Origin of the sequence: Candidatus Chloroploca sp. Khr17 (assembly GCF_004138165.1) — a bacterium.
Classification (GTDB): domain Bacteria; phylum Chloroflexota; class Chloroflexia; order Chloroflexales; family Chloroflexaceae; genus Chloroploca.
In genome coordinates this window covers 1-15072 of record NZ_RYFF01000054.1, presented here as the reverse complement: position 1 = coordinate 15072, position 15072 = coordinate 1, and the positions used below count along the sequence as shown (strand labels likewise).

General features: G+C 58.4%; 13 protein-coding genes. 7 read left to right on the top strand and 6 right to left on the bottom strand.

The genetic code is table 11. The annotated features are described in order from the left end of the window. Nucleotides 1-3: 3 nt before the first annotated feature. The gene (locus EKD05_RS21255; RefSeq protein ID WP_129676907.1) at nt 4-909 is read right to left on the bottom strand and encodes a DNA adenine methylase; all 906 of its coding nucleotides are present in this window, start codon (nt 907-909) and stop codon (nt 4-6) included. Nucleotides 910-1107: 198 nt separating this feature from the next. On the opposite strand from EKD05_RS21255, the gene EKD05_RS21250 reads away from it, so the two are divergent. The 5 genes from EKD05_RS21250 to EKD05_RS21230 all read left to right on the top strand — a co-directional run bounded on the left by EKD05_RS21250 (nt 1108) and on the right by EKD05_RS21230 (nt 6609). Beyond that, nucleotides 1108-1719, top strand: a complete 612-nt coding sequence (locus EKD05_RS21250; RefSeq protein WP_129676905.1) for a Uma2 family endonuclease — start codon at nt 1108-1110, stop codon at nt 1717-1719. Nucleotides 1720-1912: 193 nt separating this feature from the next. After that, nucleotides 1913-3418 carry a glutamate--tRNA ligase gene (gene gltX, locus EKD05_RS21245; RefSeq protein WP_129676903.1) on the top strand — a complete coding sequence of 502 codons (1506 nt, stop codon included), beginning with the start codon at nt 1913-1915 and terminating at the stop codon, nt 3416-3418. 33 nt (nt 3419-3451) lie between these two features. Further along, nucleotides 3452-5302, top strand: coding sequence for a maltodextrin glucosidase (malZ, locus tag EKD05_RS21240; RefSeq protein ID WP_165360873.1), 1851 nt, complete (start codon nt 3452-3454; stop codon nt 5300-5302). Further along, nucleotides 5287-5853 carry a hypothetical protein gene (locus EKD05_RS21235; RefSeq protein ID WP_129676899.1) on the top strand — a complete coding sequence of 189 codons (567 nt, stop codon included), beginning with the start codon at nt 5287-5289 and terminating at the stop codon, nt 5851-5853. The genes malZ and EKD05_RS21235 overlap by 16 nt, the downstream gene beginning before the upstream one ends. A 6-nt stretch (nt 5854-5859) precedes the next feature. Beyond that, nucleotides 5860-6609: an alpha/beta fold hydrolase gene (locus EKD05_RS21230; protein WP_129676897.1), complete on the top strand. Its 750-nt coding sequence runs from the start codon at nt 5860-5862 to the stop codon at nt 6607-6609. A gap of 39 nt (nt 6610-6648) precedes the next feature. Here the strand turns inward: EKD05_RS21230 and tkt are convergent, their stop codons facing one another. The 4 genes from tkt to EKD05_RS21210 form a co-directional block, all read right to left on the bottom strand. Beyond that, nucleotides 6649-8703 (bottom strand): transketolase, encoded by a 2055-nt coding sequence (gene tkt, locus EKD05_RS21225; protein ID WP_240695886.1) that lies wholly within the window; start codon nt 8701-8703, stop codon nt 6649-6651. A gap of 59 nt (nt 8704-8762) precedes the next feature. Beyond that, complete coding sequence (locus EKD05_RS21220; RefSeq protein WP_129676895.1) at nt 8763-9437, bottom strand: response regulator transcription factor; 675 nt, start codon at nt 9435-9437, stop codon at nt 8763-8765. 28 nt (nt 9438-9465) lie between these two features. Next, nucleotides 9466-11406: a sensor histidine kinase gene (locus tag EKD05_RS21215; RefSeq protein WP_165360872.1), complete on the bottom strand. Its 1941-nt coding sequence runs from the start codon at nt 11404-11406 to the stop codon at nt 9466-9468. A gap of 151 nt (nt 11407-11557) precedes the next feature. Continuing rightward, nucleotides 11558-12637 (bottom strand): polyprenyl synthetase family protein, encoded by a 1080-nt coding sequence (locus EKD05_RS21210; RefSeq protein WP_165360871.1) that lies wholly within the window; start codon nt 12635-12637, stop codon nt 11558-11560. A 356-nt stretch (nt 12638-12993) separates the two neighbouring features. On the opposite strand from EKD05_RS21210, the gene EKD05_RS21205 reads away from it, so the two are divergent. Further along, on the top strand, nt 12994-13599 hold the full coding sequence (locus tag EKD05_RS21205) for a sigma-70 family RNA polymerase sigma factor (protein WP_240695885.1): 606 nt from the start codon (nt 12994-12996) through the stop codon (nt 13597-13599). Nucleotides 13600-13613: 14 nt separating this feature from the next. Continuing rightward, entirely contained in the window at nt 13614-14576 is a 963-nt protein-coding gene (locus tag EKD05_RS21200) for an anti-sigma factor domain-containing protein (protein ID WP_129676888.1), read from the top strand. Between the two features lie 290 nt (nt 14577-14866). On the opposite strand, the gene EKD05_RS26500 is transcribed toward EKD05_RS21200, so the two are convergent. After that, the coding region (locus tag EKD05_RS26500) for a hypothetical protein (protein ID WP_205704021.1) at nt 14867-15072 on the bottom strand (206 nt) is incomplete at its 5' end.

The following is a 15072-nucleotide window of genomic DNA, read 5'->3' as shown; positions in this document are numbered from 1 at the left end:
CTGCTACTTGCCGGTCAGCACCACCGGCTGAGCGAGCAGCGCAACCCGGCGGGGTTGCACCAGGCCCACCGGAAAACTACAGACAATCATCTCGGCGACCTCACCACGCTTTTTGCCATCACAGTTAATCTTGCGGCTCGCCATCACGATATCGTTGGTCGTCGCAGGCGCATAAAGCTCAGCCACGAGAGGCGTATGCGAATTCGAAAGCATCACGGCACAGCCACGCTCGGCCAGGGCAAAGAAGGTATGAGCCAGTTCACGCTGCTCCACTTCGGTGAAACCGCGGTGCGTATAGGCCGTAAACGAGGACGTAGGACTCACAGGCACATACGGAGGATCAAAATAGATCAAATCGTCGGGCCGGGCACGCTGCAACACCCCATCAAAATGCTCAACCCGTAGCTCAACCTCACGCAACGCACGACTCACTTCACGCATGTTATCAGGATCGACAATCAATGGCTTTTTGTAGTTTCCAAAGGGAGCATTGAACTGACGCTTATTATTGAGCCGATAGAGACCGTTATAGCACGTGCGGTTGAGAAAGATCGTGCGGGCGGCTCGTTCAACTTTGGGGCGGAGATGAAAGTTCGCCTGACGATCCCATGACCGGACTTCGTAGAAGAAGTCACGATCAGCGAAATGAACCCGCATCGCCACAAGCAACTCAATCAAGTCTTCAACGTGCTCGCGAACAACCTCATAACAATCGATCAACTCAGGATTCGAGTCGCTCAAGACCGCGCCATGGGCCAGCAGACCATGATTCCAGAGATGAAAAAAGAAAGCCCCACCGCCAACAAAAGGCTCGTGGTAGCGCTCAAACGTCATTGGCAAGCGTGCCGTCAACTCGGCCAGCAACTGACCTTTGCCACCGGCCCACTTGAGGAAAGGACGAGCTGGCACATTCTACTCCGGGAAGGGGAGGGACAACCTCCTACAGGAAGGCATGGCATAGTGACAAAAGATGCCAGCGAGGCTGGCACATTACGTCAATCTCGTAGCGCGTTGCAGAGCGTTCCGAAGGTTGATTATAGCATATTTGACTTCACTCGGGGCCAGAATTATCATGAAGTATGCTAGCCAATAGCCAAAGGAGCCGCTATGCCTGAGATCATGACCTTACCCTCAATCACGCTCCGTTCCCTGGATGCCAGGTGGAACTACGAGCGGTGGGAACGCGAACTCCCTGATGATGGCAATCGGTATGAAATTATTGGGGGTGTACTCTATATGACCACGGCACCGAGCTATTTTCACCAGTGGATCATTCGACGTCTCGATGCACAACTTGGCATTCCGCTAGAGAATCAGGGTCTGGCGTATGCAGCCACGGCCCCGATTGGCCTGCTTATGCCTGGTTGCGATCCGGTACAGCCTGATTTTGTGCTGGTGCATCACGCCAGAGCCGACATTATCACCAATCGGCGCATCCGTGGCGTACCTGATCTGATCGCCGAAGTGCTGTCACCCCATAATGCCGAACAAGATACGCTCGTCAAACGCCATGCCTATGCACGAGCTGGTGTGCCCGAGTACTGGATCATCCGCCCCGAGACACGCGACGTGCTTGTTTGTCATACGCCCGATAGCGGGCTTGGCGACTATACGGCAACCCACCTGGTCAGAGTTGGAGAAGCCCTGACGCCACTCCATTTTCCGATCACGGTCGAGGTTGCGCAACTGTTTGCCGGTGCTCCAGATACAACTGTTTGAGCGATGCTTTGGGGAGCGCCCAGGGCAAGCGACGCTTGCCCTGGGCGCTCCCCAAAGGTGTCTGGGCAACATTGCGGTAGCCTTGATCGCTATGTGGCGTATAATGGGTATGGTATGGCCCTGTTAGGGGGCAACGCCTGCGCTTGGTTGGCAGGGTTCGTCTGGCTGGTGATGCAGGAGCAATGAGATCGCTATGAGTGTTGTTTCTGGCCCGGTACGGGTGCGTTTTGCCCCGAGTCCGACTGGTTATCTGCATATTGGTGGTGTGCGTACGGCGCTTTTCAACTGGCTCTTTGCCCGCCATTATGGGGGCCAGTTTGTGCTACGCATTGAGGATACGGACGAGAAGCGTTTTGTTGATGATGCTGCCGCTGATATTATGGCGTCGCTGCGTTGGGCTGGCCTTGATTGGGATGAAGGCCCTGACATAGGCGGCCCGTTTGGCCCGTATGTGCAGTCGCAGCGTCACGCCGAGGGCATCTATGCGACATATAGCACGCAGTTGCTCGAAGCAGATCTTGCGTATATGTCGTTCACGACCGAAGAAGAACTGGCGCAGATGCGCGTCGAAGCCGAAGCACGGGGGATCAAGTCGTTTCGCTTTCGTGGTCCCGAGCGCGCTTGGTCCCTCGAAAAGCAGCAAGAAATGGCGGCCCGTGGGCGGCCTTTTACGATTCGCCTGAAGACGCCGCTTGAGGGTGAAACCCGGTTTCAGGATCTGGTGCGCGGCGGCGATCAGATCGTGGTACAACACTCCCAGTTGCAAGATATTGTCTTGATCAAAGCGAGTGGCATGCCCGTCTACCATTTTGCCCACCTCGTTGATGATTATCTGATGCAGATCACCCACGTGATGCGCGCCGAAGAGTGGGTGCCCTCGACGCCCTATCATGTGCTGCTTTATTATGCCTTTGGCTGGCCCTTGCCAGTCTTTGCCCACCTGCCCGTCATTTTGCGCCAAGACGGCAAGGGCAAGCTCTCGAAACGGAAAGATGATGTCTCAACGAACCGTTTCTGGGAACGCGGCTACCTGCCCGAGGCGATGTTCAACTATCTCGCGTTGCAAGGGTGGAGCTACGATGACCATACGGAATTGATGTCCCGCGACGAGATTGTCGAGCGGTTCACGATTGAGCGTGTGCAACCCTCGCCAGCACGCTGGAATCCTGATAAACTCAAGGATCTGAATGGGCTCTATATCCGTCGCCTAACAACCGAGCAGGTCGCCGAACGGTTGTTGCCGTATCTGACCAAGGCTGGCCTGGTTGCCGATCCGCCAACTGCCGACGAACGTGCTTATGTGGTGAGCCTGACGCCACTGATCCACGAGCGGTTGGTCGAACTGAGTGAAGCGCCGGATCTGCTCGAGTTCTTCTTCCGCGAACCAATCCCTGGCCCCGAGGGATATGATCCGGCCCTCCTGGTACCCAAAAAGATGGAGGCCGCCCAGACGTCCGAGCTTTTGGGGGCGGCCCATGCGGCGCTGAGTCAGGTTGAGATCTGGAGTATCGAGCAGGTGGAAGCAGCGTTACGGGCGCTGGTCGCACGCCTCGAGGTGAAACCAGGACCCCTCTTTGGTGCGATTCGCGTCGCAGTCAGCGGACGCCCCGTGGCACCGCCCCTCTTTGAGATGCTCGTGGCCCTGGGCCGTGAACGCACCCTTGCCCGCCTTGAACGGGCCTATGCAGCCCTGGGATAACGGTTCAGGGAGCTACGCCGAAAGGCTTTGTGTATGATCAATTGGACTGAGTCGGTGCATCACGATGGCTCACCACTCTATGTCGAGGTGGCTGAACAGCGTCTCGGGGCAACGGCAACGCTGCGTTTGCGTGCGGCGCTTGAGGCACCGCTCACCGCCGTCTATCTGCGCAGTTGCCCCGATGGCGAGCAGACAATTGTACCAATGGAGCCAGCCGGGGCGGATAGCGTCTGTCGCTGGTGGCGAATCGAATTGCCGTTGCGCATGCTCTCGACCGGCTATCGTTTTTTGCTCCGGACGCTGCATAGTGGCAATCTCTGGTATAACGCCGCAGGGATTGTGCCTCACTATCCTACGGACACCAATGATTTCAAGCTTTTAGCCGATTATCATGCCCCGGCATGGTTAGAAGATGCTGTTTTTTACCAGATTTTTCCTGATCGGTTTGCTGACGGTGATCCGACGAATAATGTCCGTGATGGGCAGTATGTCTACATGGGCAAGCCGGTGGTCGCACGTCAGTGGGGCGAAATGCCACGCCGCGAGCATGGCTCGAGTGAGTTTTTTGGCGGCGATCTGCAGGGGATTACCCAACGGCTCGATTATCTCACCGACCTCGGGGTCAATGCCATTTATCTGAACCCAATCTTTACGGCGCCCAGTAACCACAAATATGACGTCGCTGATTATGCGACAATTGACCCTCATCTTGGCGGCGAGGATGCATTAGTTGCCTTGCGCGAGGCGCTAACGGCCCGCGGGATGCGCCTGATCCTCGATATTGTGCCGAATCACTGCGGCGCGACCCATCCCTGGTTTGTGGCAGCCCAGGCCGACCCCGCAGCTCCCACGGCTGAGTTTTTCACCTTTCGCCGTCATCCTGATGAGTATGAGAGCTGGCTGGGCGTTGATACGCTGCCCAAGCTCGATTACCGGAGTGAACGGCTGCGTGAGTTGATGTATGCCGGTGAAAATGCCATTATGCGGCATTGGCTCCGCCCGCCTTATGCGATTGATGGCTGGCGCATTGATGTCGCCAACATGCTTGGGCGGCAGGGGCCGCTCAATCTTGGGCATAAGATCGGGCGCGGCATCCACCGGGCGATCAAAGCCGAACAACCGGAGGCCTATCTGCTCGGGGAGCATTTTTTTGACGGGACACCGCATCTGCAAGGGCAGGAACTTGATGCCTCGATGAATTATCAGGGGTTTACTTTTCCCGTCTGGCGGTGGCTGGCGGGCTTCGAGCTTGCCTCGGTGCAAGATCGCCCCTGGGCCGATGTGCTGCCAATGTCAACCGAGCACATGGTTGCCCAGTGGCAAGCCTTTCGCGCCGCCATTCCCTGGCAGATCGTGACCCAGCAATTCAATCTTTTGGGGAGCCACGATACGGCCCGGTTGCGGAGTCTGCTTGGGGGCGACCTGCGCCTCGTCAGGCTTGCCGTGGCCCTGTTGTTGACCTATCCAGGGGTTCCGTGCATCTATTACGGCGATGAACTGGGGATGGAAGGCCTCGTTGACCCCGATTGCCGTCGTTGTATGGAGTGGGACACGACGACCTGGAATCACGAATTGCGGGCCTTTTTTCAACAGCTTATTCGGCTGCGGCGCACGAGTCTGGCCTTGCGACGGGGAGGCTTTCAGGTGCTCTATGCTGGCGGGCATACCGTTGCCTATCAACGCGAGGTCGCAAAAGAACGCTTGATTATTGTCGCCCGCCGCGCTGATGATGGGCTGCAGAGCTTGCCAGTGCGCCATGCCGGGGTGCCTGACGGTGCCTGTGCCCGCGATCTGCTTGGGGAAACGGAAACAACAGTTGAAGCCGGTGCGCTCCCGCTGACGGGACTGCCGGCGGTGGGAGTGATGGTGTGGAGCATAACATAGTAGCGTGGGTTTGGCGAAGGCTTACAGCGATCGGCGTCATCGTCGTTGCCCTGGCAAGTTTCGGGCTAGTTGGTAGCCCACCGGTAGCGTATGCCTGTTCCTGTGTACCGGTTCCCCCGCCACGCCAGGCCTTTGAAGAAGCAACGGCAGTCTTTAGCGGGCGGGTTGTTAGCATTGTCAATGACGAAGAGGAACTCCTGGTCACCGTGGCGCTCGAACGACGCTGGAAGAGTGAGTTAGAAGGGCAAGTGACGCTGACAACACCAGGCAGCAGTGCGGCATGTGGTTTCCCTTTTGAAGAGGGCGAGCAGTACCTGATCTATGCACAAACAACGGATGGTCAGTTGACGACCGATCTCTGTAGTCGCACCGCACGCTTTGATGCGACGCGTGAAGACCGGCGCGCCCTTGGCTCGGGCATCCCCATCTCTTCGGGGGCCGTACCAGTTTCAGCGATGACGTTCGAAACGCCATGGTTGCCAATTGGGCTCAGTCTGCTCGCACTGGTGATCGGGGTTGTGATCGCCATCGGCCTCTGGCGAAAAAGGTAAGTCGCGGTGAATTTTGTGCCTACGCGCCATGGGGCGCTTCATTATCTTGACGTTGGCAGTGGAGCGCCCCTCGTTCTGCTGCACGGCAACACCTATAGTGCAGCAACACAGGAGCGGCTGGCGGCGCGATTTGCCGACGAGCATCGGGTCATTAGTGTTGATCTGCTTGGGCATGGGCAATCGGCCCGTCCCGAGGGACTCTTTACGACACGCTACTTTGCGATGCAGGGCGAAGCCTTAGCCGATCTGCTTGAACAACTCTTTGCCACACCGGTGCCGCTCTTTGGCATGAGCGCCGGGGGCATGACCGCACTCAATGCAGTCTGCCACCGGCCCGACCTGGTCGCCGCACTGATCCTAGACGGCGTCTTTCATCAGGTGACGACCGCGACGGTTGATGCGCATCACCACAGCACCGCCAACATGTCGCCATCGTGGCACCGCTACATGGCACGCCAGCATGGCGAGGCGTGGTGGCCGGTCTTGAATGACCGGATCGAGCGTGCGATTGAATTGATGGCGGCTTCACGGACGATTGTCGCGCCATGCCTGCCCTCAATCAAGGTACCAACCATCGTCTTCCAGGGGGGCAAAGATGCCTTTGTGCCCGACGCGCAGGCACGGGTGATTGTCACCGGCATCCGGGGCGCACGTCTCGTTTACGAAGCCGAAGCAGGGCACCTGATTGCCTGGCGCAACCCGGCGGCCTTCCGCGAGCGGGTGAGGCGTTTTTTGCATACGCACGACCTGGTGTAGGGCTTTCGCCCTATACCAGGTCATGCGTATGCGGCAGACCTACGCTTCAGGCGTAGGGCGCACGTGACCAGTCACGTGCAACGCAGCCTCACACATGGCCTCGGCGGTAAGCCCGAGGCGGCTGAAGATTTCAGGATAGGGGGCCGAGGCTCCAAAACGATCAACCCCAATCACGATCCCCTCGGGGCCGACATAACGCTCCCAGCCCAGCGTACGTCCAGCCTCCATCGCGACCCGTGCGCGCATCTGGGGCGGCAAAACCTCGTGGCGGTACTGCTCGGGCTGGGCCTCGAACGCCTCCCACGAGGGCATGCTCACGACGCGAGCCGCCAGGCCACGTTCGGCGAGCAAATCAGCCGCCTGCACCGCCAGCGGCAGCTCCGAGCCACTTGCCAGCAGGATAACCCTGGCCTCGGGGTCATCACGGAGCACGTAGGCCCCGCGTAGCGTTCCGTCGGCAGGGGCAAGCCGATTGTGACTGCGATCAAGTGTCGGAACATTCTGGCGCGACAGAATCAGAGCCGTCGGGCCAGTCCGCCGTTCTAGTGCGGCACGCCAGGCCTGCGCTGCTTCATTGGCGTCGCCGGGCCGATAGACATGCAGGTTTGGAATAAGCCGCAGACTCATCACATGCTCGACCGGTTGATGCGTCGGGCCATCCTCACCCAGACCAACACTATCGTGGGTAAAGACATAGATCACCTGGAGGCCCATCAGGGCGGCGAGGCGAATAGCGGGACGCATATAGTCGCTAAAGACCAGAAACGTGCCGCCGTAGGGAATAAACCCGCCGTGGAGCGCCATACCGTTCAACGCCGCGCCCATCGCGTGCTCGCGGACGCCAAAGTAGATATTGCGCCCAGCAAAACTGGCCCCCGACAACGGTGGCGAACCGGCCAGCAAGGTATTATTCGAGCTATGCAGATCAGCCGAGCCGCCGAGGATCGAGGGAATCACTTCGGCGAGCGCATTGAGCGTCTTGCCCGCAGCGACACGTGTGCCACCGGCTTTGTCAGTTGGTGGAAAGTGCGGCAATACTTCTTCCCAGACAGCAGGCAAGGCCCGCGCTTGCATCTGCTCCCAGCGGGCATAGAGCTCGGGATGGCCGGTCTTATAACGTGCCACCATCGCCTCCCACTCGCGCTGACGCGTGAGGCCAACTTCAACCGCAAGTTGCATATGCTCATAGACCTGCTCAGGCACAAAGAAGGCCGGCTCGGTCGGCCACCCCAGTTGCAACTTGGTCAATCGCACCTCATCAACGCCAAGAGGCTCACCGTGAGCCTTGTGGGTTCCTGCTTTATTGGGGCTGCCAAAGCCAATCTGGGTTTCAGCGATGAGCAACGAAGGGCGTCCGGTCTCTTCCTTCGCCTCAGCAAGCGCCAGCGCGACCTCACTCATCTGATGCCCATCAACCTCAAGCACCTGCCAACCATAGGCCTCGAAGCGAAGCCGGACATCTTCAGAGAAGGAGAGATCGAGGTCGCCGTCAAGCGAAATCTTATTGGCATCATAGAGCACAATCAGCTTGCCAAGCCGGAGATGACCGGCCAGACTCGCCGCCTCGTGCGAGACGCCCTCCATCAGATCGCCATCCGAACAGAGCACATAGGTCGCATGGTCAACAAGTGGAAGGCCGGGACGATTGAACTGCTCGGCAAGCCAGCGCTCGGCGAGGGCCATGCCAACGGCGGTTGCGAAACCCTGCCCAAGCGGGCCGGTCGTCGTCTCGACACCAGGCGTATCGTGATACTCAGGATGGCCGGGGGTACGCGTGCCCCACTGGCGGAAATTGCGCAATTCATCGAGCGAGAGATCGTAGCCAGTGAGGTGCAAGAGCGCATAGAGCAACATCGAGCCGTGCCCTGCTGAGAGCACAAACCGGTCACGGTCAACCCAGGTCGGATCTTCAGGATTATGCTTGAGAAAGCGCGTCCAGAGAATATAGGCCGCATCGGCCATTCCAAGCGGCAGCCCAGGGTGCCCACTATTCGCCTGTTGCACACCATCAATCGCAAGCGCACGAATAGCCGTCGCACAGAGCCGGTCAAGTTCAGTATCGGCGGGCTCAGGCATCGCATTGCCTTCATTCATGTCAATCACTCCTCGTCAGACCGAACAGCGCAAAACCTTCTTGATTATAGCACTGGCGGCTATAGACCATGCTGACGGGCCCAGAGAGCGGCTTGAGTCCGGTCACGTACGGCGAGTTTGCTAAGGATGCTACTGATATGATTTTTCACGGTACCAATGCTGATCACGAGTTGCTCGCTGATCTCCTGATTCGTCAGGCCATGGGCGAGCATGCCAAGGATGAGCCGTTCGCGTTCGGTTAAGAGGGCCAGGCGATCGGGACCGCTGCGATCAAGTTCACGGGGAGGATCCGGCTGAGCAGGAACCAGTTTGCCGAGGTAGGGCAAGAGTTGGGCCGTAATCTCGGGATGCAGCAACGCACCACCAGCCGCGACCGTCCGCACGGCTTCGGCGAGCGAACGGTGATCCATATCTTTGAGCAGATAACCCCTGGCCCCGGCGGCAAGCCCTTGCAAGATATGTTCATCATCGCGAAAGGTGGTCAAAATCAGCACGACAGGGCGGCGCGCAGCCGCCGTCAGACGGCGGGTGGCCTCGATACCGTCCATACCGGGCATTTGCAAATCCATCAAGACCACATCGGGATCAAGCGCATCAACCTGGGCAAGGGCCTCGGCCCCATTGCCGGCCTGTCCAACGACTTCAATATCGGGTTTACGAGCGAGTAACGTCGCAATACCCGTACGGATCAAGGCCTGGTCATCAACGATCAGGACACGAATTTTCGCGGGCATTGCCATTCCTCGTCCCTGCTACCCACCACTACGCAGGCAGCACCACCCGTACACGCCAGCCTCCCTCAGCGCTTGGCCCCGCTTCAAGGCCACCACCAAGGGCTTCGACCCGCTCACGCAGACCCACCAGGCCAAAACCGCCACCCGTAGGCCGGGGCGAGCACGACAACGCTGCCGCATCTGCCGCCGCATTGATCAGGGTCACGGTCACATATGCGTTCAGGCTGACGATAGAGACGTTCACGGCGGTGCCGGGTGCATGCTTACGGGCATTCGTCAGGCCCTCCTGAACTGTGCGATAGATCGTCGTCAGCACAGCGAGCGGCAGATCATCAAGCTCACCCTCGCACACCAACGCGATCGCATCATGTGAACATTGTACCAGTTCCATCAGAGCCATATAGAGCGTGCCGGTTCCAGCGGCAAAAGGCAACTCGGCGTCGGCGACACTGCGTACGCTGAACCACGCATTGCGCAGATGCTCACGGCTAATCTGCAACTGTTCCAGGGCCGCCTGGGCATCTTCAGCGGCAAGTTCCTCGGCGAGTTGCAACTGGAGACTAACGAGCATCAACCGTGAACCAAGCTCATCGTGAACTTCACGGGCCATCCGGGCGCGCTCGGCGGCCACAGCCAGCGCACGCACCTCGGCCATCTGTTGTTCAACCTCGGCATTGAGCAACGAAAGACGCAACTCGGTCTGCTTGCGCCGATCAAGCTGAGAGCGCGCCAACAACAGCGGCCCGCCCACCGCGACGGTTGCTACCACGCCCATCATCAACGCTTCGCTGCTCAGTTCCACGGGATCAAGGCGGGCGACCAGCAACGCCGCAATCGTCGGCAAACCGATCAAATAGAGGAGCACCTGTGCCAGCGAAAGGCGCAACGAAAGTTGCCAGAGCACCAGCAGAAGCCCGATCAAGAGTGGCACGGTATGGGTCAGGGTCGTCAGCGCAAGAATGACGAGCACCTGAACAAAGAGGCCAATCTGAAACAAGAGCGCATGCCGGGTGCGGTGCGTCACCACATAGACGAACAAAAGCAGCAACGAGCCGATCAACAAGGTCAGCCCAAGCCCAAGACTGAAGCCGTGGCGCATCAAGGTCAACCCGGCGGCCATCACCACAAAGACCGAAGGGAGCGTCCACGTCAACACGGTCGCAGGGCGGCCATTGAGCACCAGTTCATCATTGGCAAAGAGCATCGAAGGCAAAACCTGGACGGGTTGTTGCGCAGGAACATCGCCACGTAGCGTAGCGACGGCCCCGCGCAGGCGTTCAACCGCCTGTGACGCCGACGCACGAGTCTGACCGACCATCATCTCCAAGCGGGAAAGATTCGCCTGGGCCAGATTCAGGGCACTATTGACATGCTGCTCGGTACGAGTGAGGGCCACCTGAACTTCCTGAACAATCGTCTGGGTCAGGCGGTGGCGTTCTTCAAGCATCGTATACTGCTGCACATCGCGCAGGCTGCTTGTCAACTGATCGTAGTGCTGCTGAACTTGCTGCAGCATCTGCTGTACCTGCTCGCTACGACGCTGCTGGCGCAGATAGAGGATCACCGCAATCATGGCACAGGTTGCAGGAAAAGCGAGGGCCAGATTCCCTTGAAGCCAAGTCACAAAACTGGCGGTCGCCATCAGAAGCAACCCGCTCCAGACGGCATAAATGCTGAGGGCAAAGGGAATCCAGAGCCAAAGGGGAAAGAGCACCATTGCCTGAAGCACGACGGCAAGGTAGACAAAGCCAGTGAGTCCAGCGGGGGCAAGCATCTGCGCCACACTTGCCATCCCAACCTGAGCCAAGAGGTAGATCACCTGGGCCCAACGGGGTAAACGACGGGCGGGCACCAGCGCAAGCGCAAGACCGTGGGCAAGGCAAACCCCCGCCAGCGCTCCAAGGCGAACAGGCGGCAGATCAAGACCCAGAGCGGCGATGATGATCGCCGCCAGCGCAAGCAGCGCCACACCCTGCACAGCCAGTGGGTATGACGCCTGGGTACGTGATATTCTGTGCTGAGATGCCAGGCGATTCATGGCTATAGTGTAGCATATCCAGCCCGACACCTGGTATCAATGCCAACGGATTTATATGGCCTCGAGGACGCAACCGAGTCACTCAGGCCTTGCGATCAAGGACAAACATCGCGAGTTCGACCAGGCCACGATGGGCCACCGAGGGCGGAAACTCGGCAAGTTCAGCGACAGCCTGGCTGACAAACCGCCGTGCCTCGGCAATCGCCGCATCGACGCCTCCAGACGCGAGCACCTCGCTAATCACCGCCTCGACCTGTGCATCAGAAGGTTGCGCGTGCTCAAGGAACATCCGGAGCGTCGGACTCTTGGTACGGGACAGAGCCAGGATCAGCGGGAGAGTAATCGTACCCTGACGCAGATCATTGCCAGCCGGCTTGCCCAGCGTCTGCTCATCACCAGTGAAATCGAGCACATCATCAATAATCTGAAAAGCGACCCCGAGATCAAAGCCATAGCGGCCAAGCGCGGCGATCTGCTGCTCACTCCCACCACCAGCGGCCATACCAGACTTACAGGCTGCCTCAAAGAGCGAGGCTGTCTTGGCCCCGGTCTTATAATAGTATTGCTCAAGCGCAAGCTCAGTTGGCTCAACCACGGTAACGGGGCTCAGTTCGCCTTCAACAATCGTCTGCACCGCGTGGGCATAATAGCCAATAATGCGCGAGTCGGGGCTACGGCCCATTTCGGCAGCAGCAAGCGCAAAAAAATAGTCGCCGACCATCAAAGCCACGTCATTATCCCAACGGGCATGCACGGTGATGCGCCCTCGCCGCCGTGCCGCTTGGTCAACCAGATCATCGTGGACAAGCGAAGCGGCCTGGATCAACTCAACGGCGGCCGCCGCATGGATCACATTGGGCAGCGCGTACTGACCGAGACGAGCTGCAAGCAGAGCCACCGCCGCCCGCAGACGTTTCCCGCCTGAGCGAATCGTATGAGTACTGGCCGACGCGATCAACAACGAACGTGAAGCGGTATGCTCAAGCAGCAACTGCTCAACAGCAGAGAGATCAGCCGTGAGTTGCGCACGCTCAAAGAGTTCAACAATAGTATTCACCGAGTTGGAACGTGACAACTGCGCATAGCCGTCACCATTGCTGGCACGTGGCCCAACTGTCACACTGACGTCCGCTCCGCTCGAAGGTGATTGATACATTGCCATCAGGCAGTTCCTCTCTCGGGCCTGCAGGCGTCCGGAACGGTCGTCTGTCAGGGCCTGTACTGCGGGCCAGGTCGTGTGTCTGGTACAGCACATTGCCTGATTGTGTATTATATCACAATCAGAAGTATAACATGAACAAACCAACTGTCAAGTTGGTAGCTTTCGTCTTTATATTATGCACTGCGTACGTATTTTGCACAAGCTTTGTCCATTATTTTACCAGATTTGCGTCTGCATGATCCAGAAAGATCGTGCCTTCGTGTATAATACGCGCACTTTGAAAAAAATGCACCGTGCTGGGATACATCCAGTGCAATAGCATGGTACGTAAAGAGAATAGAGATCACGGAGTGATCGTGACTGGCACGTCCGAACAAAAAACTGAACAGGCCCATATCAGCGATGAAGTATTGATTGTCAAAGTAGCTACGGGTGACAATCAGGCGCTCGAAGTACTGTATCATCGCTACAGTCGTGTTGTGTACGGGCTGGCAGTGCGCATTGTCAATAATACCGAACAGGCCGAAGATATTGTCCAGGAGACCTTCTGGCGCGTATGGCGGCGCGCCAGCACGTTTCGTCATGGAAGTAGCCAGTTTTTGCCGTGGCTGTTTGGCATTGCACGCAACCTATGCATTGATGAGTTGCGTCGCCGCCAGGCACGTCCAGCAACAGGTAAGGGCGACGACCAGATCCTGCTGAGTATCCCTGATCTTCAGCCCGCAGTGGATGATGTGACCTGGGATGCTGAACGGCGACGCTTGATTATGCATGCGCTCGGTGAATTGCCTTCTGACCAGCGTCAGGTGATTGAAATGGCCTATTTCGGCGGTCTCTCACAGCGTGAAATTGCCGATCAACTTGAACATCCGCTCGGGACGGTGAAAACCAGGATCAGGCTGGCCCTGCAGAAACTCAAAGGAGCCTTGCAAGATCAAGGCATAAGCCTCGACGATCGCTAGAATGTGTAGCATCCATGAATAAACATGACCAGACCAACGATGCGTCCGCAGAGGGTCATGAAGCTGATAGTCTGCTCGCTGCCTTTGTCCTGGGGGCACTCGACCTTGATGAGCAGGCGGAAATCGAGGCTTTACTGGCAACCTCACCAGCCCATCAGAAGGAACTGCGGCAGTTGCGCGAGGTGGCAGCGCTGTTGCCCTATGCAACCCTTGCCGCTGAACCGCCAGCCCACGTCAAAGCCCAACTGTTTGCCCGGGTCGAGGCTGATCGCGCCACCCGGCTACAGGCACCCGCGCCATCGGCAACAGCCCCGCAGGTACGGCGGCCCCTGCGCCGCTGGATAATGCCAGGCTTTGCAGTCGTCCTGGCCGTACTCGTCTTTGCCCTGGGGAACCTGACGCTCACGTTGAGTAGCACCGTACGCCGTCTCGACGAGGCCAACCGTGAGTTGACAACCGCCATCGCCACATTGGAGCAGAGCCTGACCGAAACGCAGGCCCGCCAGGAAACCCTGTCGGGGCAACTTGCCACTAGCCAGGAACAGTGGCTCGCGATCAGCAATCAGTTGCTCGCCAGTGAAGACCGGATCGGGCAACTCAATGCGCGCCTGGCCCACGACGAGCAAATCGTCACCTTTGTGACTGCGCCCGGAGTGGCAACCCGTCAACTAGCTCCTGCACGCCCCGACGAGAGCGCACGTGGTGAAATGTATATGTATCCTGGTGAACCAAATGCCGTCGTGCTCTTCAGTGGGCTCCCTACCCTTGAGAGTGGTCAGGTCTATCAATTCTGGCTCGCTGACGGCTCGAGTGAAGTAGCCGCAGGAACCTTCCAGGTTGACAGCACGGGCATCACACGCCTGGTTGTGCAGGCACCACGTGAGGTAAATGCGTTCCAACGGATTATGGTGACCATCGAGCCTGACGGCGGCAGTGCCACGCCGGGGACAACAGTAGTGCTTACTGGTTCGTTGTGAAACCCTCAGAGGCGGTCTGAAAAGGGTGTCAGCATCGTTTGCCACCACGTGGTGAGCCCTTGGAGTGCCGACTTTAGCTGGCTAAAGCCGACACTCCGGAGCAACCCGACGACTTTTCAGGCAGCCTCTCGTACCATGCTGGCGAGGGCGATTGCATCATACGAAACCAGAGACAAACATACGCGCTCTTTGGCAGCGTGTGCATGCAACCAGCGGCGCAAACGGCAGCACCCGGCAACAACGAGGCACCCGCAAGGGCACCCGCAAGGGGTGCCCTTGCGGGTGCCCCCTCAAAGGGTTTCACCAGAGGTCGTCAAACCGCCCTGAGGCCCGGGAGGGCGTCCGGATGGCGGGCGGCTTCGTCGCGCTGGGAAACCTGCCAGGTGTGCGCCGCCGCGATCCGTGGAGGAACGGAGCGGTGTCCCGGCGCACACCTGGCAGATATTACGTTGACGTGTCCATTGGGCGAGCCAGACGACATACATATGTTCGTTTT

Bases quoted from the DNA above. Each gene is read 5' to 3' on its own strand.
- EKD05_RS21200 (WP_129676888.1), top strand. From the start codon at position 13,614: ATGAATAAACATGACCAGACCAACGATGCGTCCGCAGAGGGTCATGAA.
- tkt (WP_240695886.1), bottom strand. From the start codon at position 8,703: ATGAATGAAGGCAATGCGATGCCTGAGCCCGCCGATACTGAACTTGAC.
- EKD05_RS21210 (WP_165360871.1), bottom strand. From the start codon at position 12,637: ATGGCAATGTATCAATCACCTTCGAGCGGAGCGGACGTCAGTGTGACA.
- EKD05_RS21250 (WP_129676905.1), top strand. From the start codon at position 1,108: ATGCCTGAGATCATGACCTTACCCTCAATCACGCTCCGTTCCCTGGAT.
- malZ (WP_165360873.1), top strand. From the start codon at position 3,452: ATGATCAATTGGACTGAGTCGGTGCATCACGATGGCTCACCACTCTAT.
- EKD05_RS21220 (WP_129676895.1), bottom strand. From the start codon at position 9,437: ATGCCCGCGAAAATTCGTGTCCTGATCGTTGATGACCAGGCCTTGATC.
- gltX (WP_129676903.1), top strand. From the start codon at position 1,913: ATGAGTGTTGTTTCTGGCCCGGTACGGGTGCGTTTTGCCCCGAGTCCG.